This is a genomic window from Roseateles sp. DAIF2 (assembly GCF_015624425.1).
Taxonomy (GTDB): Bacteria; Pseudomonadota; Gammaproteobacteria; order Burkholderiales; family Burkholderiaceae_C; genus Kinneretia.
In genome coordinates, this window is the sequence record NZ_CP049919.1 from 4,467,461 (window position 1) to 4,493,165 (window position 25,705).

Here is a 25,705-nt window from a genome sequence, read left to right on the forward strand (position 1 = left end):
TTGTTTTCACCAATAAAATCAAATCATTTGGCGATTTTCACCATGGACCGTATCGACCTGCAATTGCTGGACCTCTTGCAACGCGAGGGCCGGCTCACGGTGGCCGAGCTGGCCGAGCGGGTGGCGCTGTCGCAAAGCCCCTGCGCGCGCCGCCTCAAGCGCCTGGAGGACGGCGGCCTGATCGCCGGCTACCGCGCGGTGCTGGACCGCCAGGCGCTGCGCCTGGCCAGCACGGTGTTCGTCAATGTGCGGCTGATGCACCACCGTGCCGATGCGGTGCAGCAGTTCGAGGCCGCGATGCAGGCGATGGACGAGGTGATCAGTTGCCATGTGGTCTCGGGCAGCCATGACTACCTGCTGGAGGTGGTGGTCGGTACCCTGGGCGACTACGAGCAGATCGTGCGCCGGCTGCAGGCCCTGCCGGTGGTGCAGGACATCAACAGCAGCTTCGCGATCCGCTGCGTCAAGAGCGGCGCGCCGCTGCCGCTGCGCCTGCCGGACTAGGGCCTGTTAGCACTGCGGCAGCAGGCCCTAATGCGCGCCTGTCGCCCCTCTTTTTGCCGCTAGCAACATTGTTGCCGTGATCGCGACCGACAGATGTCCAACCGGACGCCCAGGTAAAGCGGTTGCCACAGTTAAGGCGCCGGCGGCCCGGTGTTTCGAAGCCTTATCGGGGATCCCGAAAAAAACCGCACTTCTAGGATGCGAGCCATCCCAGCAGACGACGGAGTTTTTCGATGAATGTGAATCCCCTCAGCGCCCTGTCCAATGCCCTGCCCAGCGTGGCCACGCCGGCACGCGGCGTCAGCGGCAGCTTCGAGCTGAACGCCCGCGAGTACGGCCCGGTGGCGGCCACCGCGATCAGCGCGGTGCAGCTGGCCGGCGAGGCGGCCGAGAGCGTGTGCCACTTCAGCACCGAGAGCCTGGCCAAGCTGGGCCGCGGCGCCGAGCGCGCGGTCGACGGCGTGGTGGACACGGTGGAGGACGGGCTGGAGGCGGTCGGCGACGCGGCCGAGAGCGTCTACGACGGAGCCACCACCGCGGCGCAGAACATTGCCGGCTACGCGACCCTGGGCCTGGCCGCCGGCCGGCGCCTGGTCAACGAGCTGGTCTGATGGCGCGCGCGCGCGCCCTCCTGCTCATCGCCCCGCTGCTCGCCGCGGCGCTGTCGAGCGGCTGCTCGGTGTTCAGCCCGGCCCCGGCCTGGGAACTGATCAAGGCCGGCTCCGGCGTGGCCGGCACCGCGCTGGCCTACGGCCCCTCGCGGGCCAGCCAGACCGTGCACCATGGCGAGCCGGTGCCCGGCAGCGTCTGCATCGAGTTCAACCGAGACGTGCAGTCCGGCGAGCTGGTGCCGGCGCTGCAGGCCGAGCTGCGTGGGCAGCGTGTCGCCAGCCGCGTCTACGAGGCCGGCACCGACTGGCCGGACTGCCGCATCTGGCTGCGCTATGTGGCCAGCATCCAATGGGGCGAGCCGCCGCTGTCCAGCGGCTACAAGCCCTATCTGAGCGCCGCCGCGCTCAGCCTGCACCATGCCGACGGCCGCCTGCTGTCCAGCAGCAGCTACCAGCTCGACGACGGGCTCGGCATGGGGCGCTGGAGCTCGACCCGCGACAAGCTGGCGCCGGTGGTGAAGGCGCTGCTGACCGGCTTCGAGAACTGAAAAAGAAAGAACACCAATGACAGAGGGAATCTCCATGCATTCACGCCGCCGCTTCGGCGCGCTTGCGCTCGCCGCCCTGCTGGCCGGCTGCGCCGGCGGCCCGCCGCCCAGCATCGTGCACGGCCCGCTGATCGCGCCGCCGATGCAGCCCGCCACCTATGTGGAGCGAGTCAACAAGGGCGGCATCTACCAGCCGCATATGCAGACCACCAGCCTGTTCTCCAACGAGAAGAAGCCGCGCCAGATCGGCGACTCGGTGAAGGTGGACATCGCCGAGCATCTGCGCGCCAGCCAGAAGCAGGCCACCGACACCAGCCGCGACAACAAGCTGGCGGTCAAGGGCCCGGGCGGCAGCCAGGCCGGCGGCCTGCTCGGCTCGATCCTGAATGCCGATGCCCGCGCCTCCGGCAACGACGCCTTCAAGGGCTCGGGCCAGACCGAGAGCACGAGCAGCTTCGCCGCGCAGCTGGCGGCGGCGGTGATCAATGTGCTGCCCAACGGCCATCTGGTGGTCGCCGGCGAGCGCAGCATGGCCTTCAACGGCGGCGTCAGCACCCTGCGCTTTTCCGGCGTGGTCGACCCCCGCGACATCAAGCCGGGCAATGTGGTGGCCTCGGTCGATGTCGTCAACGCGCGGCTGGAGGTGGCCGGCCAGGGCGATGTCTCCGAGGCCGCGCAGCGCAACTGGCTGCAGCGCGTGCTGACGCAGAGCCTGTCGGTCTGGTAAGTCTGCGACCTCTCAGGCCTTGCGCAGCGCGCGCTCCAGCCGCTCGGCCTGCAGGCCCAGGCGCTCGGCCAGCACCGCCAGCGCGGCCCGGTCCAGGGGCTCCAGCTGCAGCAGGCGCTGCAGCTGACGCGTCGCGGCGGCCAGCGCGGCGACCTCGTCGGCATGCGGCGTCGGGGCCGCCGCGGCCTGGCGCTGGCGCGCCTGCTGCAGCTGCGCCAGCAGCCGCTCCAGCAGCGCTGCCAGGCGGCCGGCGCGGCTGAGGTCGGCGCGCGGCCAGGCCGCGCCGGGCTCGCGCAGCAGCCACAGCAGCGCCACCAGCCGGCCGTCCAGGCGCAGGCCCAGCTCCAGCCGGGTCTGGCGCCCGCCGCCGGCCAGGGCCTCACCCAGCTCGACCCGCCAGGGATGGCTGGCCGCATCGGCGGCCAGCAGCGGCGCGCCGGGCGCCGACAGCGCATGCAGATAGCCGGGCACGCGCGCCGCCGTCAGCGGTGCCATCGCGTCGCCGGTGGCGAGCAGCGGCAGGAAGCGGCCATTGCCGCCCTCGTCCCACCACAGCTGCAGGCCGGACAGGCCCAGGCCCTCGAGCAGGCGCGGCAGCAGACGCTGCCAGGCGACGATGAAGTCCTGCGAGCTCTCCAGGGTCCAGGCCTGGCCCGCCAGTTCCAGCAGCAGCGCATCGGCGCCGGCGGGATCGGTGTCGAAGCGCGCCAGCGCCTCCAGCCCGGCCGGCATCTGGCTCTGGTTCATCGAGGCCTCGAGCCGGTGGCTCTGCTGGGCATGGTGCCAGCTGGGGCCCAGCTCGCCGCGCTCGCGCATCAGGTCGGCCAGGCGGCCATGCGCCAGGGCCTGCAGCGAGCGCGACTGCAGGGTTTCGGCCAAGGCCAGGGCCTCGTTGGCATGCCGCAGCGCCACCTCGCCCTCCTGCAGCTCGCTCTGCAGCAGCGCGGCCTGGCCCTCCAGCCAGAGATAGCCGCAGGCGCGCGCCAGGGCCAGCGCCTCCTGCGCCAGGCGCAGCGCCAGCACCGTGTCGCCGCGGTCGCGGGCGCAGCGCGCGTGGTGCCAGATCGCCTCGGCCTGGTAGTCGCGGTGGCCGGCCTCGCGCGCGGCGGCGAAGGCCTCGTCCAACGCCGGCAGCGCGGCCTGCGGCCCCTGCGTGGCGCGCAAGGAGGCGGCACGGTTCAGCGCGATCTTGGCGCGCAGATAGGCGTCGCGCGACAGGCGCGCGTAATGCGCCTCCGCCTCCTCCAGCACGCGGCCGCCGCGCGCCCATTCACCCAGCGCGTAGCAGAGGTGGGCCAGACCGATGCGCGCCAGGCAGGCGCTGCGCGAATCGTCACCGGCCCAATGCAGGGTCTGGCTCCAGGCATTGCAGGCCTGGTTGTAGTCGCCGCGCTGGTAATGCAGCCGGCCCAGCGCCTCGCTGAGCTCGGCCGCCTCGGCCAGGGCGCGCTGGCGCTCGGCCTGGGCCAGCGCGGCCTCCAGCTCGTCCTGCAGCTCGGCCGCACGGCCCAGGCGCTCCAGCACGAAGAAGGTGCCCTGCAGCGCGGCGCGCGTCACTGCCGGCTCGCGCTGGCTGCCCTGCATCAGGCGCTGCAGCCGCGGCAGCACCAGCCCCGGGCGGCGCATCACCAGGCGTTCCCAGCGGGCCTTCTCCGCGGCACCGAGACCGGTCTTGTTCATCGCTTGTTCAATCGTTCGTGTTGCGAAGCAAGGCGCAAGCATAGCGGGCAATAAAAAGGCGCCCCGCGGGGCGCCTTCTCATCGTTCGCCGGAGCGCGAGGCTCAGGCCGCGGCCGTGCCGGGGTTGCGCAGGCGGATGTGCAGCTCGCGCAGCTGCTTCTCGTCGACATAGGACGGGGCACCGGTCAGCAGGCATTGCGCGCGCTGGGTCTTGGGGAAGGCGATCACGTCGCGGATCGAGTCGGCCTTGGTCATCATCGTGACGATGCGATCCAGGCCGAAGGCCAGGCCGCCATGCGGGGGCGCGCCGTACTGCAGCGCATCCAGCAGGAAGCCGAACTTGACGCGCTGCTCCTCGGGGCTGATGTTCAGCGCCTCGAAGACCTTGGCCTGCACATCGGCCTTGTGGATACGCACCGAGCCGCCGCCCAGCTCCCAGCCGTTCAGCACCATGTCGTAGGCCTTGGCGATGCAGGCACCCGGGTCGCTGGTCATCAGGTCCTCATGGCCGTCCTTCGGCGCGGTGAAGGGATGATGCACGGCGGACCAGCGCTTGTTCTCCTCGTCCTCCTCGAACATCGGGAAGTCGACCACCCACAGCGGCGCCCACTTGTCCTCGAACAGGCCATTGGCCTTGCCGAACTCGCTGTGGCCGACCTTCAGGCGCAGCGCGCCGATGGCGTCGTTGACGACCTTGGCCTTGTCGGCACCGAAGAAGATCAGGTCGCCGTCGGCGGCGCCGGTGCGCTTCAGGATCTCGGCAATCGCGGCGTCGTGCAGGTTCTTGACGATCGGCGACTGCAGGCCCTCGCGGCCCTTGGCCACCTCGTTGACCTTGATCCAGGCCAGGCCCTTGGCGCCGTAGATCTTGACGAACTCGGTGTAGCTGTCGATCTCGCCGCGGCTCATCGCGGCGCCACCCGGCACGCGCAGGGCCACGACGCGGCCGCCCTTGGTGGTGGCGGGGGTCGAGAAGACCTTGAAGTCGACGTCGGCCATCACCTCGGTCAGCTCGGTGAACTGCAGCTTGACGCGCAGGTCGGGCTTGTCCGAGCCGTACAGGAACATCGCGTCGGCGTACTTCATCACCGGGTAGTCGCCCAGCTCGACATTCAGCGCCTTGCGGAAGACATGGCGGATCATGCCCTCGAACATCGAGCGGATTTCCTCTTCCGTCAGGAACGAGGTCTCGATATCGATCTGGGTGAACTCGGGCTGGCGGTCGGCGCGCAGGTCCTCGTCGCGGAAGCACTTGGTGATCTGGTAGTAGCGATCGAAACCGGCCACCATCAGCAGCTGCTTGAACAGCTGGGGCGACTGCGGCAGCGCGAAGAACATGCCGTCATGCACGCGGCTGGGCACCAGGTAGTCGCGCGCGCCCTCCGGCGTGCTCTTGGTCAGCATCGGGGTCTCGATGTCGACGAAGCCCTGCTCGTCCAGGAACTTGCGCACTTCCATGGCCACGCGGTAGCGCAGCATCAGGTTGTTCTGCATGTAGGGACGGCGCAGGTCCAGCACGCGGTGCGTCAGGCGCGTCGTCTCCGACAGGTTCTCGTCGTCCAGCTGGAACGGGGGCGTGACGCTGGGGTTCAGCACTTCCAGCTCGTGGCACAGCACCTCGACCTTGCCGCTCACCAGGTTGGCGTTCTCGGTGCCGGCCGGGCGCGCGCGCACCTTGCCGACCACCTTCAGGCAGAACTCGTTGCGCACATCTTCCGCGATCTTGAACATCTCGGCGCGGTCCGGGTCGCAGACGATCTGCACCAGGCCCTCGCGATCGCGCAGGTCGATGAAGATCACGCCGCCATGGTCGCGGCGGCGATGGGCCCAGCCCATCAGGGTCACGGTCTGGTCGAGCAGCTTCTCGCTGACTTGGCCGGCGTAGCAGGTTCGCATGATTGTTTTCTCCGGATGCTTGGGGCCTTCTCCTCCTCGGGAGTCGGCCGGGTATTCGTGGTCGGCTGGAGCACTGGCAGGCGGTATGCCCTCAGGGTTGAACGCGTGCTGACGGCGCTCAACCCGGCAGGTTTCGCGGATTCTCGGCCGCAACGGTGACCGGTCCATTGGGCGCCACCACGCCCATCGAGATGATGTGCTTGAGCGCCTCATCCACGCTCATCGCCAGCGGCTTGACGCTGGCTCGCGGCATCATCAGGAAGAAGCCGGAGGTGGGGTTCGGCGTGGTCGGCACATAGAGGCTGACATGTTCATCCCCGAGCGCCTCGGCCACCTCGCCCGAGGGCCGGCCGGTGACGAAGGCGATGGTCCAGCTGCCCTCGCGCGGGTACTGCACCAGCACCGCCTCGCGGAAGGCATTGCCGCTGCTGGAGAACAGCGTGTCCGAGACCTGCTTGACCGAGCTGTAGATGCTCTTGACGATCGGGATGTTGGACAGCAGGCGATGCCACTGCTTCAGCCACCATTGGCCGAAGATGTTGGCGACGAAGACGCCGGTCAGCAGCAGCGCGCCGACCAGGATCACCACGCCCAGGCCCGGGATATGGCGCAGGCCCTCGAGGTTGTCGTGCAGCGAGGCCGGCGCGACCGCCTGCATCGCGCTGAGCAGCGAGGCAAACACGCCGTCGATGATGCCCAGCACCCACAGCAGCACCCAGATGGTGATCGCGAGAGGCAGCCAGACCAGCAGGCCGGTGATGATGTACTTCTTCACACGATCCGATCAGTGGCAGGCACAGGAGCCGCCGCAGGCCGCCGGGGCGGCCGCCGCGCTGCTGGCACCGCTGTCGGAACCGCCGGAGCCGGCCGAGCCGCTGTCCGCGGCGGCAGTGCTGCCCGTCGAGGCGGCCGCGGCGCTCGCGCCGGCGCCGCCCTTGAAGTCGGTCGCGTACCAGCCCGAGCCCTTGAGCTGGAAACCGGCCGCGGTGACCTGCTTGCTGAAGGTCTCGGCACCGCAGGCGGGGCAGGTGTTCAGCGGCGCATCGGAGAGCTTCTGCAGCACGTCCTTGGCATGCCCGCAGGAACCGCAGCGGTAGGCATAGATCGGCATGATGGTCTAACTAAACCGTTGATCAAAAAGGTGAAATTATAGGAGAAGCGCCCGCGGCGGGCCTCAGGACGGCTGCACCATATGGGGCGCGGCCTCGTGGCGGTTGCGCAGCCATTGCGGCAGCAGGCTGCCCAGCACCATGCCGGCCAGCGCGGCCAGCAGGCCGGCCAGTTGGCCCGGGAAATGCTCGCCCCAGCCGCTGATCTGGGGCATGAACAGCACCCAGGTGCCCAGGCCGGCCGCCAGCGAGAAGATCGCGCCCTGGGTGGTGGCGCGCTTCCAGTACAGGCCCATCACCAACGGCACGAAGGCGCCAACCAGCGGCACCTGGTAGGCGGAGGAGACCAGCTCGTAGATCGAGGTGCCCTGCATCGCGATCGCGTAGGCCAGCACCAGGCCGGCGAACACGACGATGCTCCAGCGCATCGCCAGCAGCTGCTCGCGGTCGCTCATCTTCGGGCGCAGATTGCGCAGGATGTTCTCGACGAAGCTGGTCGAGGGCGCCAGCAGGGTCGCCGAGGAGGTGCTCTTGATCGCCGACAGCAGCGCGCCGAAGAACAGGATCTGCATCAGCAGCGGCATCTTCGACAGCACGAAGGTGGGCAGCAGCTTCTGGTAGTCGTCGCGGGCAATATCCATCGCCTGCTGGCCCATCACCACCACCGCGCTGGCCACGATGAACATCGGTACGAAGGCGAACAGGATGTAGCTGACGCCGCCGATGATGGCGCCGCGCTGCGCGGTCTTGGCATCCTTGGCCGACATCACGCGCTGGAACACGTCCTGCTGCGGGATGCTGCCCAGCATCATCGTCAGCGCCGCGCCGATGAACATCGCGACCTCGGTGAAGCTGGGCTCGGGCAGGAAGCGCAGCAGGTCCTGGCTCTGCACCATCGCCATCACATTGCCGGCGCCGCCGGCCAGGTCGGCCGAGAAGATCGCGATCGCCGACAGACCCAGCACCAGCACGATCATCTGGATGAAGTCGGTCCAGGCCACGGCCAGGAAGCCGCCGACCACCACATAGATCAGCACCGCCAGGGTGCCGACGATCATGCCGGTGGTGGTGCTCATCGCGCCGCCGGTCAGCACCGAGAACACCAGGCCCAGGGCCGTGATCTGCGCCGCCACCCAACCCAGATAGCTCAGGATGATGGCGACCGAGCAGAACACCTCGACGCCCTTGCCGTAGCGCTGGCGGTAGAAGCCGCCGATGGTCAGCAGGTTGTGGCGGTAGAGCTTGGCGGCGAAGAAGGCGCCGACCAGGATCAGGCAGGTGCCGGCGCCGAACGGGTCCTCGACGATCGCGTTCAGCCCCCCCTGCACGAACTTGGCCGGGATGCCCATCACCGTCTCGGCGCCGAACCAGGTCGCGAAGGTGGTGGTGATCACCATCACCAGCGGCAGGCTGCGGCCGGCCACGGCGAAATCACTGGTGTTCTTGATCCGGGTACCGGCCCAGACACCCAGGGCCAGGGTGCCCAGCAGGTACAGCACGACAAAGGCGATCAGCGTGGTGTTCATGGCGGAATCGGCAGCGAAAAGAGGGGGCGAACTCTGAAAAACGGCGGATTATCTATCCAGCCGGGGCCGGACCGCCGGTACGAGCAAGAAACAGGCCCCGGCCTATGGCGCCGGCGCCACGGCCGAGGCGGCCGGCGCCACCCGGGGCAGCAGCAGCTCGAAGCGGGTGCCCTGCCCCGCCACGCTGCTGACCGAGATCTGCCCGCCCAGCAGGGAGCTGACGATGGTGTAGCAGATATGCAGGCCCAGGCCGCTGCCGCCCCGGCCCATCTTGGTGGTGAAGAAGGGGTCGAAGATGCGCGGCAGCTGTTCGGCCGGGATGCCGCGCCCATCGTCGCTGAAGACCAGGCGCACCCAGTCGGCGCCCATCGCCTCGGCCGACAGGCGCATGCGGCCGCCGCTGCGGCCCTCGAAGCCATGCAGCACCGCGTTCAGCACCAGATTGCTCAGCACCTGCTCCAGCGGGCCGGGGAAGCTGTCGAACTGCAGGTCCGGCGGCACCGCCAGCTCCAGCCGGTGCTCCTCGCGGCGCAGGCGGTTGTCCAGGGTCAGGGCCACCTCCTCGCAGACCTTGGCCAGGTCGAAGCCGCGGCGCCGGTCCGAGGTCTGGTCCACCGCCAGTTGCTTGAAGCTGGCCACCAGCTGGGCCGCGCGGCCCAGGCTGCGCACCAAGAGGCTGCTGGACTCCTCGGCATGGGCGCAGAAGCGCTCCAGCTCCGAGCGGCGCAGCGCCCCGCCGCGCACCTGCTCGACAAAGCGCCGGCTGCCGTCGTGCAGGGTGCTGGCCATCAGCAGGCTGTTGCCGATCGGCGTGTTCAGCTCATGGGCCACGCCGGCCACCAGCGCGCCCAGCGAGGCCAGCTTCTCGCGCTCCACCAACTGGGCCTGGGTCAGCTGCAGGCGGCGGTAGGCCTCGGCATTGTCCAGCGCCACCGCGGCATAGGCGCCCAGGGTGGCGAGGATGTCGAGGTCGGTCTCCAGATAAGCGTCAGCCCGCTCGCTGAGCACGCTGATCACGCCGATCACCTGCTCCTTGAGCCGCATCGGCACATACAGGGCCGAGCGCGCCGGCAGCGGCTCGCTGCCATCCAGCAGCCGGACGCGCTGCACGCCCTCGCGCTCGCGCACGCGCTCGTCGAGCTCGCGGTTGTCGGTCTGCAGCTCGCGGATCAGCAGCGGCGCGCCGCTGAGCGCGCAGCGCGCGGCCGGCTGCTCCGGCGCGTCCAGGCTGCGCCGGTAGGGCTGGAAGCGCTGGCCACGCTGGACCGCGAACTCGAACTCGATCACCCGCTGCTCCCAGCGCAGCAGGCCGACGCCGAACACATGGGCCGGCATCAGGGCCTGCACATGGCGGTACAGCGCGGCCTGGATCGCCTGCGGATCCAGCGAGGCCGTGATCTCGCGCCCGATCTCGCTGAGCGTGGCGATCTGCTGGCGGCCGCGCTCGGCCGCCCGCTTCTCGGTCTCCAGCTGGCGCTGCTGCGCCTTCACCTCGGCGGTGCGGTTCTGCACCTCGCGCTCGAGCAGCGCGCGGCCACGCTCCAGCACCCGCAGCCGCAGCCGCCAGGCCGCCGCCAGCCCCAGCAGCAGGCCCAGCAGCAGCAGGCCGCGGAACCAGGGGTTGCGCCACCAGGGCGGCACCACCTCCAGCTCCAGCAGCAGGCGCGACTCGCCCCAGGCGCCGTCCGGGCTGGCGGCGCGGGCCAGCAGCCGGTAGCGCCCCGGATCCAGGTTGGTATAGGTGGCCAGGCCCTCGCCCGGCGGGCCCTGGATCCAGTCGGGGTCAAAGCCCTCCAGCCGCCAGGCGTAGCGGTTCAGCGCGCGGCCGTAGTAATGCAAGGCCGCCAGCTCGAAGCTGACCATCGCCTCATGGTGGCTCAGGCGCAGCCGGCGCACCTGGGCCAGCGGCCCCTCGATGCCCAGCTCGCGCGGCGTCGAGGCGCCGCCGCCGGGAAGCTCCGGGGCGCTGGCCGGATCCTCGGACCCCAGTACCGAGCGGTTGAAGATGCGCAGGTCCGACAGCTGCACCGCCGGCGCGACCGGGTTGTCGCGCAGGGTGTCGGGATGGAAGGACAGCAGGCCCTGGCCGCCGAAGTACAGGCTGCCGTCGGCGCCGCGCGCGGTCGCGCCGAAGCTGAAGCCGCCGTCCAGGCGCCCGCCGCGCGTCGGGTAATGGCGCAGCTGGCGACGCCCGGGGTCGAGCCGGCTCAGGCCCTGGGCGCCGACCAGCCACAGCGCGCCGTCCAGGCTGTCCTGCAGGCCATGGATCCAGCCGGAGGGCATGCCGGGCAGTTCGCGCCAGGACTCCACCCGCCAGCCCCCGGGCGCGCCGGGCCGGGGCAGCAACTGGTACAGGCCCAGCTGGGTGCCCAGCCAGATGCGGCCGGCGCCGTCCTGGCGCATCGCATAGATCATCAGCTCGTCCGGCCGCGCCAGCCCGAGATCCGGGCGCTGCAGGCGCTGGCCGGCCTCGTCCCAGAGATGCAGGCCGCCCTTGGTGCCGACCCAGAGCCGGCCCTCGCGGTCCTCCAGCAGGCTGTCCACCACATCATGGGCCAGACCGCTCTCGGTGCCGGCGCGCAGCAGCCGGTGGCTGCCGCCCGGCAGCACGCAATGCAGCCCGCCGGCACTGCCGGCCCAGACCCGGCCCTGCCGGTCCAGCTGCAGCGAGCTGATCGAACGCCCGGCCGCCGAGGGCGTGCCCAGCTCGATGCGCCGGCTGCGCCGCTGACGCGGATCGAACAGCCACAGCCCGCCCTCCCCGGCGACCCACAGCCCCAGGCCCGGCTGCTGCATCAGCGCCTTGATATGGCTGATCGGCAGTTCCTTCGCGCTCAGGCGCTCGACCTCGCCGCTTTGCAGCTGCAGCCGGTTGAGCCCGCCGCCATAGGTGCCGACCCAGGCCTGGCCGGCGTCGTCCGGCAGCACCGCCTGCACCACCGGATGCGATAGGCTGGTGGGGTCGCCATGCACCGACAGATAGCTGCGCATGCCGCCACCGCCCAGGTCCGCCAGCGACAGGCCGCCGGACCAGGTGCCGACCCAGAGCACGCCGCTGCGGTCCTGGTAGATCGAGGAGACATCGTTGCTCGCGATGCTGCGGCGCAGCGCCGGGTGATGGGCGAACTGCTCGACCCGGGTCGCGCCCTCGCGCCAGCGCCACAGGCCCTGGCTGCCGCTGCCGATCCAGATCGAGCCCTCGCGGTCACGCCACAGGGCATGAATGCTGTCCCGCGGCAGGCCCAGTCGCTCGGGCAGATCGCTGAGCGCCCCGGTCTCCGGCTCGACCAGCTGTACGCCTTGGTCCGTACCCACCCAGACCCGGCCGCGCCCGTCCAGCGCCAGGCTGCGCACGCCCAGCAGCGCCTGCTCCGGCCGGCGCAGCGGCAGGCGGCGCTGCAACTGCTCGCGCGCATCCAGCTGCAGCAGCTCGGTCCCGCGTACCAGCCACAGGCCGCCCCGGCCATCGGCCATCATCGCCTGCAGGCCCGCCACGGCGCCCGCCTCGGCCGGCAGGGCCACGCGCTGGAACTCGCCGCGGCCGGGCTCGTAGCGCAGCAGCTCGCGCCGCGTCAGCACCCACAGCGCATCGTCCGGGGCCGGCAGCAGGGCCAGCACGCGCTGGTCGGCCGGGCTGCGCGGCTGCGGCAGCGGATGGTGGCGCAGGGTCTCGCGCCGCAGGTCCATCTCGTGCAGGCCGCCGCCGGTGCCGATCCAGAGCCGCCCCGCGGGCGATTCCAGCAGCGCAAACACATGGGGGTGGCCCAGGCCGTCCGGCCGGGCCGGATCGGCGGGGAAATGGCGGCTGCGTCGGCCATCGAAGCGGAACAGGCCGTCGGTGCTGCCCAGCCACATCTGGCCCTGCTGGTCCTGCAGGGCCACCATCACCGCCTCCTCGCCCAGGGTGGACTCGTTGCGCAGGGGCTCGAAGCGCAGCAGCTGCAGCGCGCCGGCATGCACCCACGAACTCAGTAGCAGACCGGTCAACAGCAGCAGCCGCCGCGCCCAGGCCCGCACCGGGAAGATCGGGCGGGAGTCGGGGCGGGTGGCGCGCATGGTCCCAGCCTACGGGAATGCCGCTGCGTGCAAAAGCAGGGAAAGCCGGGACATGCCCGGCCCCGGTTTCAGGTCAGCCAGCCGGCACGGACCAGGACCTGGGCCAGCACCAGACCGGCGGTGAAGCCGAAGCCGACGAACAGCGCCATGCGCAGCAGGCGGTTGGTGCCGCGCTGCTCCTGCAGCAGGGCCAGCAGCAGCGCGCGCTCGCGGCCCTCGGTCTGGCGCTTCAGCGCATCGTGCAGCAGGCGCGGCAGCTCGGGGAAGAGCTGGGCATAGCGCGGCGCCTCCTTCTTGAGCTGGTTGACGAAGGCACGCCAGCCGACCTGCTCGTTCATCCAGCGCTCGAGGAAGGGCTTGGCGGTAGCCCAGAGGTCCAGCTCCGGGTCCAGTTGGCGGCCCAGGCCCTCGATGTTCAAGAGGGTCTTCTGCAAGAGCACCAGCTGCGGCTGGATCTCGACATTGAAGCGGCGCGAGGTCTGGAACAGGCGCATCAGCACCTGGCCCAGCGAGATGTCCTTCAGCGGCCGGTCGAAATGCGGCTCGCAGACCGCGCGCACCGCGCTTTCCAGCTCGTCGACCCGGGTCTCGGGCGGCACCCAGCCGGAGGCGATGTGCAGCTCGGCGACGCGCTTGTAGTCGCGCTGGAAGAAGGCGATGAAGTTCTGCGCCAGGTATTCCTTGTCGGTCTCGGTCAGGGTGCCGATGATGCCGAAATCCAGCGCCACATAGCGGCCGAAGGTGGCCGGATCGAGGCTGACCTGGATATTGCCCGGGTGCATGTCGGCGTGGAAGAAGCCGTCGCGGAACACCTGGGTGAAGAAGATCGTGACACCGTCGCGCGCCAGCTTCTTGATGTCGATGCCGGCGTCCTTCAGGCGCTGCAGCTGCGAGATCGGCACGCCGTGCATGCGCTCCATCACGATCACTTCGCTGCTGCACAGGTCCCAGTGCATCTCGGGCACCAGCACCAGGTCCAGGCCGTCCATATTGCGGCGCAGCTGGGCCGCGTTGGCGGCCTCGCGCACCAGATCCAGCTCGTCGTGCAGATAGGTGTCGAACTCGGCCACCACCTCGCGCGGCTTCAGGCGCCGGCCATCGGCCGAAAGGCGCTCGACCCAGCCGGCCAGGGTGCGCAAGAGGGCCAGGTCGTCCTCGATGATGTCCAGCATGCCCGGGCGCAGCACCTTGACCGCGACCTCGCGGCCATCGTGCAGCACCGCGAAATGCACCTGGGCGATCGAGGCGCTGGCCACCGGCTCGGCCTCGAAGCTCTTGAACAGCTGCTCGATGGGCTTGCCGAAGGCCTTCTCGACCAGGGCGCGCGACTGCTCGGCCGGGAAGGGTGGCACCCGGTCCTGCAGGCGGGACAGCTCCTCGATCACGTCGCGCGGCAGCAGGTCGCGCCGGGTCGACAGCACCTGGCCGAACTTGACGAAGATCGGCCCCAGCCGCTCCAGCGCCAGGCGCAGGCGCGCGCCGCGCGGCTGCTCCCAGTTCCGGCCCAGCGAGATCAGGCGGCGCAGCAGGCGAGCACGGCGCTGCCGAAAGCCCGACAGCGCCAGATCATCGAGGCCGAAACGCGCGAAGGTCCAGGCGATGACCAGCAGCCGGGCGAGATACCTCATGGGCGCGGCTGGCCGGGCATCAGATGCGCGGCGCCCTTGGCCAGTGCCGCCATGCCCTGGGCCACGGCCCGGCCCCAGCGCGCCAGCTGGTGCGCGACCGCCGGGCCGAGCAGCTGGGCCAGGTCATCCTCGATGTCCCAGCGCAGGTTGTCCATCAGCCAGCTCAGCTCGCCGGCCAGCGCCGCGTCGCCCTGCACCGCCACCTGCGGCTTGTCGCCGGCCAGCGCGCCCAGCGCCAGCGCGGCCGGGTTGCTGGCATCGACCTCGATGCGCAGCGCGTCCGCCGGTGCGGCGTCGAGCCGCTCCAGCAGGCCGGCACGGCTGATGCTCAGAGCCAGATCGGGCGCCGGGGGCAGCAGCGCGGGCCAGCCGCGCAGATGCACCACGATGGCGCGGCCGGCAAAGGGCGCGAGTCGCGTCGTCGCCACGGCCTCGCGGCCGATGACATGGTTAAGCAACAGGCAGATGCGATCCTGCACCGCCGGCGCCAAGAGTTTGGACCAGTCTTGAAACATGGCGCGATTGTAGGCAGCGCTTACAACTCCAGCGAATTAGGGGGTAGTAGTCACCCGGAGGGGTCACGTGAATGAGCGAGAATTCGCGGTTCGAACCCAGGTCGGGAGGGGCCAGGGCCGGGACGCGTAAGTTGGCGGGTATTGCACTCGCAAAGCCCAGACAAAACGCCAGGAGCGTGAGGACAATGTTCGAGGATCGCAGTTACAAGAGAACTTTTTACAGCGCACCCCAATCGGTCGAATCCTTGATTGCCGCCTTTTTGGAGCCCGGCATCATTGTTCTGAGTTATCTGGCCGTCAATGCGTATTTCAACGAACCGGTACTGCGCTCCACGCTGACCCTGTGTCTGCTGGTATTCGCGCTGACCTTTCCCGGCCGCAACCGTTTTTCCGAACATCCGGTCAGCGCCGCGATCGATGTTCTGAGCTCGTGGGTGATGCTGCTGATCATTCTCGCCCTGTGCGGGTATGCGACCAGCAGCATGGGGTATTTCGAGAATCATGTGCTGTTGTGGTGGGCGGGTATCACACCGCTGCTACAGATACTCGCGATCGAATTCGGCCGGCGCCTGCGCCGCTGGCAGGCCGCCCAGCCGCAGGCGCGCCGCCTGGCGGTGATCGTCGGCGGCAGTGCGCTGGGCGTGAAGGTGGCACGGGCGCTGCGCGAGGGCGGCGACCAGGGCAGCGATTTCCGCGGCTATTTCGACGACCGCCAGGACGACCGCCTGCATCCGGAGGCCGGCCCGCAGCTGCTGGGCACCCTGGCCCAGGTCGGCGACTATGTGCGCGAGCATGGTGTGCGCGAGGTCTACATCACCCTGCCGCTGGGCTCGCAGCCGCGCATCGTGCGACTGCTGGAGCAGTTGCAGGGCACGACCGCCTCGCTGTTCTTCGTGCCCGATGTGTTCGGCATCTCGATCATCCAGGGCCGGCTGCAGGACATGAACGGCGTGCCGGTGGTCGGCATCTGCGAAACCCCGTTCACCGGCACCAACGAGCTGGTCAAGCGCATCAGCGACATCGTGCTGGCCAGCATCATCCTGGTGCTGATCTCGCCGATCCTGGCCGCGGTGGCACTCGGCGTGAAGCTCAGCTCACCCGGGCCGATCATCTTCAAGCAGCGCCGCAACGGCCTGGATGGCGAGGAGATCATCGTCTACAAGTTCCGCTCGATGCGGACCCAGGACAATGGTTCGGTCGTCAAGCAGGCCACCAAGGGCGACGCCCGCATCACGCCCTTCGGCGCCTTCATCCGCAAGACCTCGCTGGACGAGCTGCCGCAGTTCGTCAATGTGCTGCAGGGCCGCATGAGCATCGTCGGCCCGCGCCCGCATGCGGTGGCGCACAACGAGGAATACCGCCAGCTGATCAAGGCCTATATGGTGCGCCACAAGGTCAAGCCCGGCATCACCGGCTGGGCCCAGGTCAACGGCCTGCGTGGCGAGACCGACACGATCGACAAGATGAAGGCCCGCGTCGAATACGATCTGGAATACCTGCGCAACTGGTCGCTGGGCCTGGATCTGCAGATCATCGTGCGCACCGTGCGCCTGATGGTGTTCGACCGCCACGCCTACTGATTGATGACACCTCTTCCGGGCAGGTCCATGACGCATATAAATATTCACGGTTTCCCCCTCGCACTGCTCGCCCTGGCCGCCGGCGCGGCCCAGGCCCAGCAGAGCCCCTACTACATCGGCGGATCGCTGGGCGTGACCCATGTGTCCAACATCTACCGCACCGGTGGCGTCCAGCCGCGCAACAACGACAACGTCACAACCGCCACCCTGCTGGCCGGCCTGGACCAGCGCCTGGGTCGCCAGCGCCTGTTCGGCGATGTCTCGCTGCGCAGCAACAGCTACGAGAACAACCGCTCGCTGCGCAACAACGGTTATGCGCTGAACGCAGGACTGGATTGGGAGACCATCGGCCGGCTGTCGGGGCAACTGAGCGTCAACTCCAATCGCAACCTGGCGCAGTTCAATCCCGGAGGCGGCGCGCCCTCGGTCACGAAGAAGAACATCGAACAAACCGACCAGGCGCGGGCCTCGGTGCGCTACGGACTGGCCTCGCTGCTGACCCTAGAAGGCTCGCTGACTCATCGACGCCGCGACTATTCGGCCAGCGAGTACGACGCCTACGACTACCAGCAGGACACCGTCTCCGTGGGCCTGACCTACCGGCCCAGCAGCGCCCTGACCCTGGGCGTGGCGCTGCGCTATGGCGACGGCAAGTATCCGCATGTGCCGCTGGGCGGCGGCCGCTCTGCCGTCGACGACTTCACCAGCAAAAATGTGGACCTGACCGGTACCTGGGTGCCCAGCGCGGCCAGCACCTTGAGCGCAAGACTGAGTGCCAGCCGCCGCGACCGCAGCCTGGCCAGTTCGACCGACTTTTCCGGCGCCACCGGCAGCCTGACCTGGAACTGGCAACCGACCGCACGCCTGAAGATCAACACCACCGTGATGCGGGACTCCGGCGACGAAACCTCGTTCTTCAACCTCGGCAATATCGGGGGCTTCACCAGCGACTACAGCCTCGTCACCAACAGCCTGCAGATCAATAGCAGCTACGAGCTGACAGGCAAAGTCCAGCTCGATGCCGGCCTGAGCCACTATGACCGATCCCTCAGCAACTCCTTCCAGGGCAATGGCGATGACAAGAGCACATCGCTGAGCCTGGGCCTGCGCTGGATGGTGACGCGCAACGGTCTGATCGGCTGCCAGATCAATCACGACAAGCGTAGCGGCCAGTCCCGGTTCTCCTCGCCCTACAGCGCCAACAGCTATGGCTGCTATGGACAGATCACGCTGCGTTAGAACCTCCGATGAGAAACCAAAAAATCCTGCTGACCGGCGCCACCGGCTACATCGCCTCGCATACCTGGCTGGCCCTGCTGGAGTCCGGCTTCGACGTGGTGGGCGTCGACAACTTCGCCAACAGCTCGCCCGAAGTCCTGAACCGACTGCAGCGGCTATCGGGCCAGGCTCCCGTCTTCGAGAAGGCGGATGTGGGCGACGCCGCCGCGCTGGACGCGGTGTTCGCCGCCCACAAGCCGGCCGCGGTGGTGCATTTCGCCGCCTTCAAGGCGGTCGGCGAATCCACCACGATGCCGCTGGCCTATTACCGCAACAATATCGGCGGCCTGATCAACACCTGCGAAACGATGCGTCGGCATGGCTGCTCGCGCATGGTGTTCAGCTCCAGCGCGACGGTCTATGGTGCGCCTGCACCCACCGACCTGCCGCTGCGCGAGGACGCGGCGCTGTCGGCGGTCAATCCTTATGGCGCCACCAAGCTGATGGGCGAGACCATCCTGCGCGACCTGGGCGCGGCCGAGCCGGATTGGCAGACCGCCTGCCTGCGCTATTTCAATCCGGTCGGTGCGCATGAAAGCGGCCTGATCGGCGAGGATCCGCGCGGCATTCCGAACAATCTGATGCCCTATGTGGCCCAGGTCGCGGTCGGCCGCCGCGCCGAGCTGCAGGTCTTCGGCGACGACTACGACACGCCCGATGGCACCGGCGTGCGCGACTACATCCATGTGATGGACCTGGCCGAGGGCCATGTCGCTGCGCTGCGCTTCCTGCTGAACGGCCGCGAATCGATCACCGCCAACCTCGGCACCGGTCGAGGCTACAGCGTGCTGGATCTGGTGCGAGCCTACTCGGCCGCCAGCGGCCGCCCGATTCCATATCGCATTGCTCCGCGTCGCACCGGCGACGCGGCCGCCTGCTGGGCCGACGCCAGCCTGGCCAATGAAAAGCTGGGCTGGTCGGCCCGACATGACCTTGTGCGCATGTGCGAGGACAGCTGGCGCTGGCAGAGCATGAACCCCCAGGGATTCGAAAAATCATGAGCAAGAACAGCCTTCCCATTCAGGTCCAGCCGGTCATCATGGCCGGCGGCAGCGGCACGCGGCTGTGGCCGCTGTCACGGGCCGGCTATCCCAAGCAATTCCTGGTGCTGGAAGGCAATAGCAGCCTGTTTCAGCAGGCCGCGCAGCGCCTGGCCGGCCTGGCCGCGCCGGATCTGGCCCTGCAAGCCCCGCTGATCGTCGGCAACGAGGAGCATCGCTTCCTGGTGCTGGACCAGTTGCGCGAAGCCCGTCTCGAACCCGGCGCCGTGCTGCTGGAACCGCTGGGCCGCAACACCGCGCCGGCCCTGACCCTGGCCGCCCTGCAGGCCCAGGCAGATGGCGGCGATCCGGTGCTGGTGGTCACGCCGGCCGACCAGACCGTCACCAACCCGGCCGCCTTCACCGAATCACTGCAGCGGGCGGTGCGCGAAGCCGCGGACGGCGCGATCGTGATCCTGGGCATCACGCCCGACCGCCCGGAAACCGGCTATGGCTATATCCGCGCCGACCAGACCGGTACCGGCCTGGCCGTCGCCCGCTTCGTCGAGAAGCCCGACCTGGGCACCGCCGAGGGCTATCTGCGCGACGGTGGCTACTACTGGAACAGCGGCATGTTCGTGCTGCGCGCCAGCACCTGGATTGCCGCGCTGGAACGCTTCCGCCCCGACATCCTGGCCGCGACCCGCAGCGCCTTTGCGGCCCGCGGCACCGATGCCAAGTTCGTGCGGCCGGGCAAGGCCGAGTTCGCGGCCGTGCCCAGCGAGTCGGTTGACTATGCAGTGATGGAGCGCTGCCCCGGCAGCGGCATCGCGCTGGCGATGGTGCCGCTGGATGCGGGCTGGAACGACCTGGGCGCCTGGGAGGCGGTGTGGCAGGTTGCGGCCAAGGATGAGGCCGGCAATGCCAGCCGCGGCGACGCCATCGTCACCGACAGCCGCAACACCCTGGTACATGCCACCAGCCGGCTGGTCTCGGTGGTCGGGCTCGACGATGTCGTGGTGGTCGAGACCGCCGACGCGGTGCTGGTGGCCGACCGCAGCAAGAGCCAGGACGTCAAGAAGATCGTCCAGCAACTCGACAGCAGCCAGCGCGGCGAGCATGCGCTGCATCGCAAGGTGCACCGCCCCTGGGGTTCGTACGACAGCATCGACCACGGCCCGCGCCACCAGGTCAAGCGCATCATGGTCAAGCCCGGCGCCACCCTGAGCCTGCAGATGCACCATCACCGCGCCGAGCATTGGATCGTGGTTTCCGGCACCGCCGAGGTCACCGTGGGCGACAAGGTGGTCCTGCTCAGCGAAAACCAGAGCACCTACATCCCGCTGGGTGTCACCCATCGCCTGGCCAATCCGGGCAAGCTGCCGCTGGAGATCATCGAGGTCCAGTCCGGCTCCTATCTCGGCGAGGACGACATCGTCCGCTTCGAGGACACCTACGGCCGCAAGTGAAAACAAGGGAAGCAAAGGACATGACCATCCTCGTCACCGGCGGCGCCGGTTTCATCGGCAGCAACTTCGTGCTGGACTGGCTGGCCCAGTCCGACGAGAAGGTCGTCAATCTCGACGTCCTGACCTATGCCGGCAATCTGGAGAATCTGGCCGACCTGAAGGACGATGCGCGCCATCTGTTCGTGCAGGGCGACATCTGCGATCGCGCGCTGCTCGACCGCTTGCTGGCCGAGCATCGGCCGCGCGCGATCGTGCATTTCGCCGCCGAGAGCCATGTGGATCGCTCGATCAGCGGCCCGGGCGCCTTCATGCGCACCAATGTCGAAGGCACCTTCGCCCTGCTGGAGGCCGCGCGGGCCTACTGGGGCGCGCTGGAGGGGGAGGCCAAGACGGCCTTCCGCTTCCACCATGTCTCCACCGACGAGGTCTATGGCTCGCTGAAGCCCGAGGATCCGCCCTTTGCCGAGACCAACCCCTACGAGCCCAACAGCCCCTACTCGGCCAGCAAGGCCGCCAGCGACCATCTGGTGCGCGCCTGGCACCACACCTACGGCCTGCCGGTCGTCACGACCAACTGCTCGAACAACTACGGCCCCTATCACTTCCCCGAGAAGCTGATCCCGCTGATGATCGTCAACGCGCTGGCCGGCAAGCCGCTGCCGGTCTATGGCGATGGCCAGCAGATCCGCGACTGGCTCTATGTGAAGGACCATTGCAGCGGCATCCGCGCGGTGCTGGCCGGCGGCGCCCTGGGCGAGACCTACAACATCGGCGGCTGGAACGAGCAGGCCAATATCGATATCGTCAAGACGGTCTGCGCGCTGCTGGACGAGCTGCGCCCCGACCCAGCCGGCTCCTATGCCCGCCTGATCACCTATGTGAAGGACCGCCCCGGTCATGACCGCCGCTACGCGATCGACGCCCGCAAGATCGAGCGCGAGCTGGGCTGGCGCCCGGCCGAGACCTTCGAGACCGGCATCCGCAAGACGGTGCAGTGGTATCTGGACCATCCGGAATGGGTGGCCCGCGTGCAGAGCGGCGCCTACCGCGACTGGGTCTCCAAGCAATACGGTGGCGCATGACGGCCAAGAAGATCCTGCTGCTGGGCAAGAACGGCCAGCTTGGCTGGGAGCTGCAGCGCGCGCTGGCGCCGCTGGGCGAGCTGATCGCGCTGGACCGCCATGAGGGCGGCGATCTGGGCGATGCCGACCGGCTCTGGGCTACGCTGAAGCAGCAGCGCCCCGACGTGATCGTCAACGCCGCGGCCTATACCGCGGTCGACAAGGCCGAGAGCGAGCCCGAACTGGCGCAGCGCATCAACGCCCAAGGCCCCGGCGTGCTGGCCGAGTACGCAGCGGGCCAGAATGCGCTGCTGCTGCATTACAGCAGCGACTATGTGTTCGACGGCAGCGGCGAGGCGCCGCGCGGCGAAGACGCGCCGACCGGCCCCTTGAGCGTCTATGGCCAAAGCAAGCTGGACGGCGAGCTGGCCATCCGGGCCAGTGGCTGCGCCCACCTGATCCTGCGCACCAGCTGGGTCTATGCCGCGCGCGGGGGCAATTTCGCCAAGACCATGCTGCGCCTGGCGAGCGAACGCGAGCAGCTGAAGGTGATCGCCGACCAGATCGGCGCGCCCACCGGTGCCGACCTGCTGGCCGACCTCAGCGCCCATCTGCTGCGCGCGACCCTGGCCCGCCCGGAGCTGTCCGGCACCTACCATGCGGTGGCCGGCGGCGAGACCAGCTGGCATGCCTATGCCCGCCATGTGATCGAGTTCGCGCGCGCCCGCGGCACGCCGATCAAGGTGGCCCCCGAACAGATCCTGGCCATCCCGACCAGCGACTACGCCACCCCGGCGCAGCGCCCCTTGAATTCGCGCCTGTCGACGGCCAAGCTGAAAAAGGCCTTCGGCCTCACCCTGCCGCATTGGCAGCAGGGCGTCGAGCGCATGTTGACGGAGATCCTTTGATGAACACCCCCCAGAAGAACCGCAAGGGCATCATCCTCGCCGGCGGCTCCGGCACGCGCCTGCATCCCGCCACCCTGGCGATGAGCAAGCAGCTGCTGCCGGTCTACGACAAGCCGATGGTCTACTACCCGCTGTCCACCCTGATGCTGGCCGGCATGCGCGAAATCCTGTTGATCAGCACGCCGCAGGACACGCCGCGCTTCGAGAGCCTGTTGGGCGACGGCAGCCGCTGGGGCCTGAACATCAGCTATTGCGTGCAGCCCAGCCCGGACGGCCTGGCCCAGGCCTTCATCCTCGGCAAGGACTTCATCGGCGGCGCCCCGAGCGCCCTGGTGCTGGGCGACAACATCTTCTACGGCCACGACTTCCAAGGCCTGCTGAACAGCGCCACACAGCGCGACAGCGGCGCCAGCGTGTTCGCCTACCATGTGCACGATCCCGAGCGCTATGGCGTGGTGGAGTTCGACCGCCAGCAGCAGGCGCTGTCGATCGAGGAAAAGCCCAAGGCGCCGAAGAGCAATTACGCGGTGACCGGCCTGTACTTCTACGACGAGCAGGTCTGCGACATCGCCGCCGCCATCAAGCCCAGCGCGCGCGGCGAGCTGGAGATCACCGATGTCAATGCTCAGTACCTGCGCCAGGGCCAGCTCAGCGTGGAGATCATGGGCCGCGGCTATGCCTGGCTCGACACCGGCACCCATGACAGCCTGCTGGAGGCCGGCCAGTTCATCGCCACGCTGGAAAAGCGCCAGGGCCTGAAGGTCGCCTGCCCCGAGGAGATCGCCTTCCGCGCGGGCTGGATCGACGCCGCCCAGCTGGAGCGCCTGGCCCAGCCGATGCTGAAGAACGGCTACGGCCAGTACCTGATGAAGCTGCTCGGCGAGAAGGCCTTCTGATGGCGCTCAAGATCACCCCCACCGCCCTGCCCGAGGTCCTGATCGTCGAACCGCGCGTGTTCGGCGACGCGCGCGGTTTCTTCACCGAGAGCTGGAACGCTCAGGCCTTCAACGAGGCCACCGGCAACCGCCTGCCCTTCGTGCAGGACAACCATTCGCGCTCCGGCCGCGGTGTGCTGCGCGGCCTGCATTTCCAGCTGCCGCCCCATGCCCAGGGCAAGCTGGTGCGCTGCGTCGCCGGCGCGGTGTTCGACGTCGCGGTGGACCTGCGCAAGGACAGCCACAACTTCGGCCGCTGGGCCGGCGTCGAGCTGAGCGCCGACAACCATCGCCAGCTCTGGATCCCGCCGGGCTTCGCCCATGGTTTCCTGGTGCTCAGCGACAGCGCAGACTTCCTCTACAAGACCACCGACTACTACGCCCCGCAGGCCGAGGGTTCGGTGCGCTGGAACGATCCGGCCATCGGCATCGTGTGGCCCGACACCGGCGTCACGCCGCTGCTGGCGGACAAGGATGCGAACGCACCGCTGCTCGCCGAGGCCAAGCATTTCTAGGGTCTAAGATCGCGGCTTCACCGATCCTCAACAAGCCGCGAGCCTTCTCCCCATGAGCAAAGTAGCCCTGATCACCGGCGTCACCGGACAGGATGGCGCCTACCTGTCCGAGCTGCTGCTCAACAAGGGCTACGAGGTGCATGGCATCAAGCGCCGCTCCTCGCTGTTCAATACCGATCGCGTCGACCACCTGTACCAGGACCCGCATGTCGACAACCAGCGCTTCAAGCTGCACTACGGCGATCTGACCGACAGCACCAACCTGATCCGCATCATCCAGCAGGTGCAGCCGGACGAGATCTACAACCTCGCTGCGATGAGCCATGTGGCGGTCAGCTTCGAGACGCCCGAGTACACCGCCAATGCCGACGGCATCGGCACCCTGCGCCTGCTGGAGGCGATCCGCATCCTGGGCCTGGAGAAGAAGACCCGCTTCTATCAGGCCTCGACCTCCGAGCTCTACGGCCTGGTGCAGGAAACGCCGCAGAAGGAGACCACGCCCTTCTACCCGCGCAGCCCCTATGCGGTGGCCAAGATGTACGCCTACTGGATCACGGTGAACTACCGCGAGGCCTATGGCATGTATGCCTGCAACGGCATCCTGTTCAACCATGAAAGTCCGATCCGCGGCGAGACCTTCGTCACCCGCAAGATCACCCGCGCCATCGCCCGCATCGCGCTGGGTCTGCAGGACTGCCTGTATCTGGGCAATATGAGCGCGCTGCGCGACTGGGGCCACGCCAAGGACTATGTCGAGATGCAGTGGCTGATGCTGCAGCAGGACAAGCCCGAGGACTTCGTCATTGCCACCGGCGTGCAGTACAGCGTGCGCCAGTTCGTCGAGTTCGCGGCCAAGGAGCTGGGCGTCACGCTGGAATTCAGCGGCGAGGGCGCGGACGAGGTCGGCATGGTGGCTGCCGTCGAGGGCAAGCTCGCCAAGTGCAAGAAGGGCGATGTGATCGTGCGCGTCGACCCGCGCTACTACCGCCCCACCGAGGTGGAGACCCTGCTCGGCGATCCGAGCAAGGCCAAGGCCAAGCTGGGCTGGTGGCCCAAGATCACCCTGCCGGAGCTGGTGAAGGAGATGGTCGAGGCCGATTACACCGCGGCGCGGCGCGACAGCCTGGTCAAGATCGCCGGCTTCCAGGCCTACGACTACAACGAGTGAGCACCACCGATCAGGCCATGCGCAGCGATGCCCGCATCTACATCGCCGGCCATCGCGGCCTGGTGGGCTCGGCCATCCTGCGGCGTCTGCGCGCCGCGGGCTTCAGCCATCTCATCACGCGCACCCACGCCGAGCTGGACCTGACGGACGCGGCCGCCACGCACGCCTTCTTCGAGGCGGAGAAGCCCGAATACGTGTTCCTGGCGGCCGCCAAGGTGGGCGGCATCGTCGCCAACAACCGCTACCCGGCCGAGTTCATCCGCGACAACCTGGCGATCCAGACCAACGTGATCCATGCCGCCCACCTGAGCGGCGTGCGGCGCCTGCTGTTCCTGGGCTCAAGCTGCATCTACCCGAAGCTGGCACCGCAGCCGATGCGCGAGGACTGCCTGCTGACCGGCCCGCTGGAGCCGACCAACAGGCCTTATGCGCTGGCCAAGATCGCAGGCATCGAGATGTGCTGGAGCTACAACCGCCAGTACGGCACACGCTTCCTGGCGGCCATGCCCACCAACCTCTACGGCCCGGGCGACAACTACCACCCCGAGAACAGCCATGTGATTCCGGCGCTGCTGCGCAAGTTCCACGAGGCCAAGCGCGACGGGTGCGATCAGGTCGTCGTCTGGGGCAGCGGCACGCCGCGCCGCGAGTTCCTCTATAGCGATGACATGGCCGATGCCTGCGTCTTCCTGATGCGGCTCGACGAGATGCGCTATGGCGCCCTGCTGGGCAGCGACGAGAGCATCAGCGGCCGCTTCGAGCCGCCGCTGATCAACGTCGGTGTTGGCGAGGATGTGACCATTGCCGAGCTGGCCGAATATGTGCGCACGGTGACCGGCTTCCAGGGCCGCATCGACTACGACCGCAGCAAGCCCGACGGCACGCCGCGCAAGCTGATGGACGTCAGCCGCCTAGCCCAGGCCGGCTGGCGCGCCAGCACCCCGCTGGATGCGGGCCTGCGCCAGGCCTATGCCGAGTTCCTGGCCTCGGGCCAGGCCTGACGATTACCGC

Annotated in this window: 22 protein-coding genes; 14 read left to right on the forward strand and 8 right to left on the reverse strand. The window is 68.6% G+C overall.

Annotated elements, in window-relative coordinates:
- Nucleotides 1-42 precede the first annotated feature (42 nt).
- The 4 genes from G8A07_RS20560 (at nucleotide 43) to G8A07_RS20575 (ending at nucleotide 2,390) form a co-directional block, all read left to right on the forward strand.
- Complete coding sequence (locus G8A07_RS20560) at nucleotides 43-504, forward strand: Lrp/AsnC family transcriptional regulator (RefSeq protein WP_195793826.1); 462 nt, start codon at nucleotides 43-45, stop codon at nucleotides 502-504.
- Nucleotides 505-737: 233 nt separating this feature from the next.
- A complete protein-coding gene (locus G8A07_RS20565; RefSeq protein ID WP_195793827.1) occupies nucleotides 738-1,115 on the forward strand; it encodes a hypothetical protein in 378 nt (125 codons plus the stop codon).
- Nucleotides 1,115-1,663 (forward strand): cell division protein FtsI, encoded by a 549-nt coding sequence (locus G8A07_RS20570; RefSeq protein ID WP_249937076.1) that lies wholly within the window; start codon nucleotides 1,115-1,117, stop codon nucleotides 1,661-1,663. The genes G8A07_RS20565 and G8A07_RS20570 overlap by 1 nt, the downstream gene beginning before the upstream one ends.
- Before the next feature lie 34 nt (nucleotides 1,664-1,697).
- Entirely contained in the window at nucleotides 1,698-2,390 is a 693-nt protein-coding gene (locus G8A07_RS20575; RefSeq protein WP_195793828.1) for a flagellar basal body L-ring protein FlgH, read from the forward strand.
- 12 nt (nucleotides 2,391-2,402) lie between these two features.
- On the opposite strand, the gene G8A07_RS20580 is transcribed toward G8A07_RS20575, so the two are convergent.
- From G8A07_RS20580 to G8A07_RS20615, 8 genes are all read right to left on the reverse strand, one after another.
- On the reverse strand, nucleotides 2,403-4,070 hold the full coding sequence (locus G8A07_RS20580) for a hypothetical protein (RefSeq protein ID WP_195793829.1): 1,668 nt from the start codon (nucleotides 4,068-4,070) through the stop codon (nucleotides 2,403-2,405).
- 102 nt (nucleotides 4,071-4,172) lie between these two features.
- Entirely contained in the window at nucleotides 4,173-5,966 is a 1,794-nt protein-coding gene (gene aspS / locus G8A07_RS20585; RefSeq protein ID WP_195793830.1) for an aspartate--tRNA ligase, read from the reverse strand.
- A gap of 118 nt (nucleotides 5,967-6,084) precedes the next feature.
- Nucleotides 6,085-6,741: a DUF502 domain-containing protein gene (locus tag G8A07_RS20590; protein ID WP_195793831.1), complete on the reverse strand. Its 657-nt coding sequence runs from the start codon at nucleotides 6,739-6,741 to the stop codon at nucleotides 6,085-6,087.
- 9 nt (nucleotides 6,742-6,750) lie between these two features.
- Entirely contained in the window at nucleotides 6,751-7,077 is a 327-nt protein-coding gene (locus G8A07_RS20595; RefSeq protein WP_195793832.1) for an FmdB family zinc ribbon protein, read from the reverse strand.
- A gap of 63 nt (nucleotides 7,078-7,140) precedes the next feature.
- Entirely contained in the window at nucleotides 7,141-8,601 is a 1,461-nt protein-coding gene (locus tag G8A07_RS20600) for a sodium:solute symporter family protein (RefSeq protein WP_195793833.1), read from the reverse strand.
- A 102-nt stretch (nucleotides 8,602-8,703) separates the two neighbouring features.
- Nucleotides 8,704-12,657: a two-component regulator propeller domain-containing protein gene (locus tag G8A07_RS20605; RefSeq protein WP_195793834.1), complete on the reverse strand. Its 3,954-nt coding sequence runs from the start codon at nucleotides 12,655-12,657 to the stop codon at nucleotides 8,704-8,706.
- A gap of 68 nt (nucleotides 12,658-12,725) precedes the next feature.
- The gene (gene ubiB / locus G8A07_RS20610; protein ID WP_195793835.1) at nucleotides 12,726-14,285 is read right to left on the reverse strand and encodes a ubiquinone biosynthesis regulatory protein kinase UbiB; all 1,560 of its coding nucleotides are present in this window, start codon (nucleotides 14,283-14,285) and stop codon (nucleotides 12,726-12,728) included.
- On the reverse strand, nucleotides 14,282-14,800 hold the full coding sequence (locus G8A07_RS20615) for a hypothetical protein (protein ID WP_195793836.1): 519 nt from the start codon (nucleotides 14,798-14,800) through the stop codon (nucleotides 14,282-14,284). The genes ubiB and G8A07_RS20615 overlap by 4 nt, the downstream gene beginning before the upstream one ends.
- A 245-nt stretch (nucleotides 14,801-15,045) precedes the next feature.
- Between G8A07_RS20615 and G8A07_RS20620 the strand changes: the two genes are divergently transcribed.
- Genes G8A07_RS20620 through G8A07_RS20665 form a run of 10 tightly spaced genes read left to right on the forward strand, consistent with a single transcriptional unit; the run spans nucleotide 15,046 to nucleotide 25,695 of the window.
- Nucleotides 15,046-16,380 (forward strand): undecaprenyl-phosphate glucose phosphotransferase, encoded by a 1,335-nt coding sequence (locus G8A07_RS20620; RefSeq protein WP_249937077.1) that lies wholly within the window; start codon nucleotides 15,046-15,048, stop codon nucleotides 16,378-16,380.
- 27 nt (nucleotides 16,381-16,407) lie between these two features.
- Nucleotides 16,408-17,619, forward strand: a complete 1,212-nt coding sequence (locus tag G8A07_RS20625; protein ID WP_195793838.1) for an MtrB/PioB family outer membrane beta-barrel protein — start codon at nucleotides 16,408-16,410, stop codon at nucleotides 17,617-17,619.
- 8 nt (nucleotides 17,620-17,627) lie between these two features.
- On the forward strand, nucleotides 17,628-18,659 hold the full coding sequence (gene galE / locus G8A07_RS20630) for a UDP-glucose 4-epimerase GalE (protein ID WP_195793839.1): 1,032 nt from the start codon (nucleotides 17,628-17,630) through the stop codon (nucleotides 18,657-18,659).
- A complete protein-coding gene (locus tag G8A07_RS20635; RefSeq protein WP_249937078.1) occupies nucleotides 18,656-20,107 on the forward strand; it encodes a mannose-1-phosphate guanylyltransferase/mannose-6-phosphate isomerase in 1,452 nt (483 codons plus the stop codon). The genes galE and G8A07_RS20635 overlap by 4 nt, the downstream gene beginning before the upstream one ends.
- A gap of 20 nt (nucleotides 20,108-20,127) precedes the next feature.
- Nucleotides 20,128-21,189: a dTDP-glucose 4,6-dehydratase gene (gene rfbB / locus G8A07_RS20640; protein WP_195793840.1), complete on the forward strand. Its 1,062-nt coding sequence runs from the start codon at nucleotides 20,128-20,130 to the stop codon at nucleotides 21,187-21,189.
- Nucleotides 21,186-22,076, forward strand: a complete 891-nt coding sequence (gene rfbD / locus G8A07_RS20645) for a dTDP-4-dehydrorhamnose reductase (protein ID WP_195793841.1) — start codon at nucleotides 21,186-21,188, stop codon at nucleotides 22,074-22,076. Before rfbB ends, rfbD begins: the two co-directional genes overlap by 4 nt.
- Entirely contained in the window at nucleotides 22,076-22,972 is an 897-nt protein-coding gene (gene rfbA, locus G8A07_RS20650) for a glucose-1-phosphate thymidylyltransferase RfbA (RefSeq protein ID WP_195793842.1), read from the forward strand. Before rfbD ends, rfbA begins: the two co-directional genes overlap by 1 nt.
- Complete coding sequence (gene rfbC / locus G8A07_RS20655; protein ID WP_195793843.1) at nucleotides 22,972-23,526, forward strand: dTDP-4-dehydrorhamnose 3,5-epimerase; 555 nt, start codon at nucleotides 22,972-22,974, stop codon at nucleotides 23,524-23,526. Before rfbA ends, rfbC begins: the two co-directional genes overlap by 1 nt.
- A 52-nt stretch (nucleotides 23,527-23,578) precedes the next feature.
- Nucleotides 23,579-24,694 carry a GDP-mannose 4,6-dehydratase gene (gene gmd / locus G8A07_RS20660; RefSeq protein WP_195793844.1) on the forward strand — a complete coding sequence of 372 codons (1,116 nt, stop codon included), beginning with the start codon at nucleotides 23,579-23,581 and terminating at the stop codon, nucleotides 24,692-24,694.
- 17 nt (nucleotides 24,695-24,711) lie between these two features.
- A complete protein-coding gene (locus tag G8A07_RS20665; protein ID WP_195797881.1) occupies nucleotides 24,712-25,695 on the forward strand; it encodes a GDP-L-fucose synthase in 984 nt (327 codons plus the stop codon).
- Nucleotides 25,696-25,705: the final 10 nt, after the last annotated feature.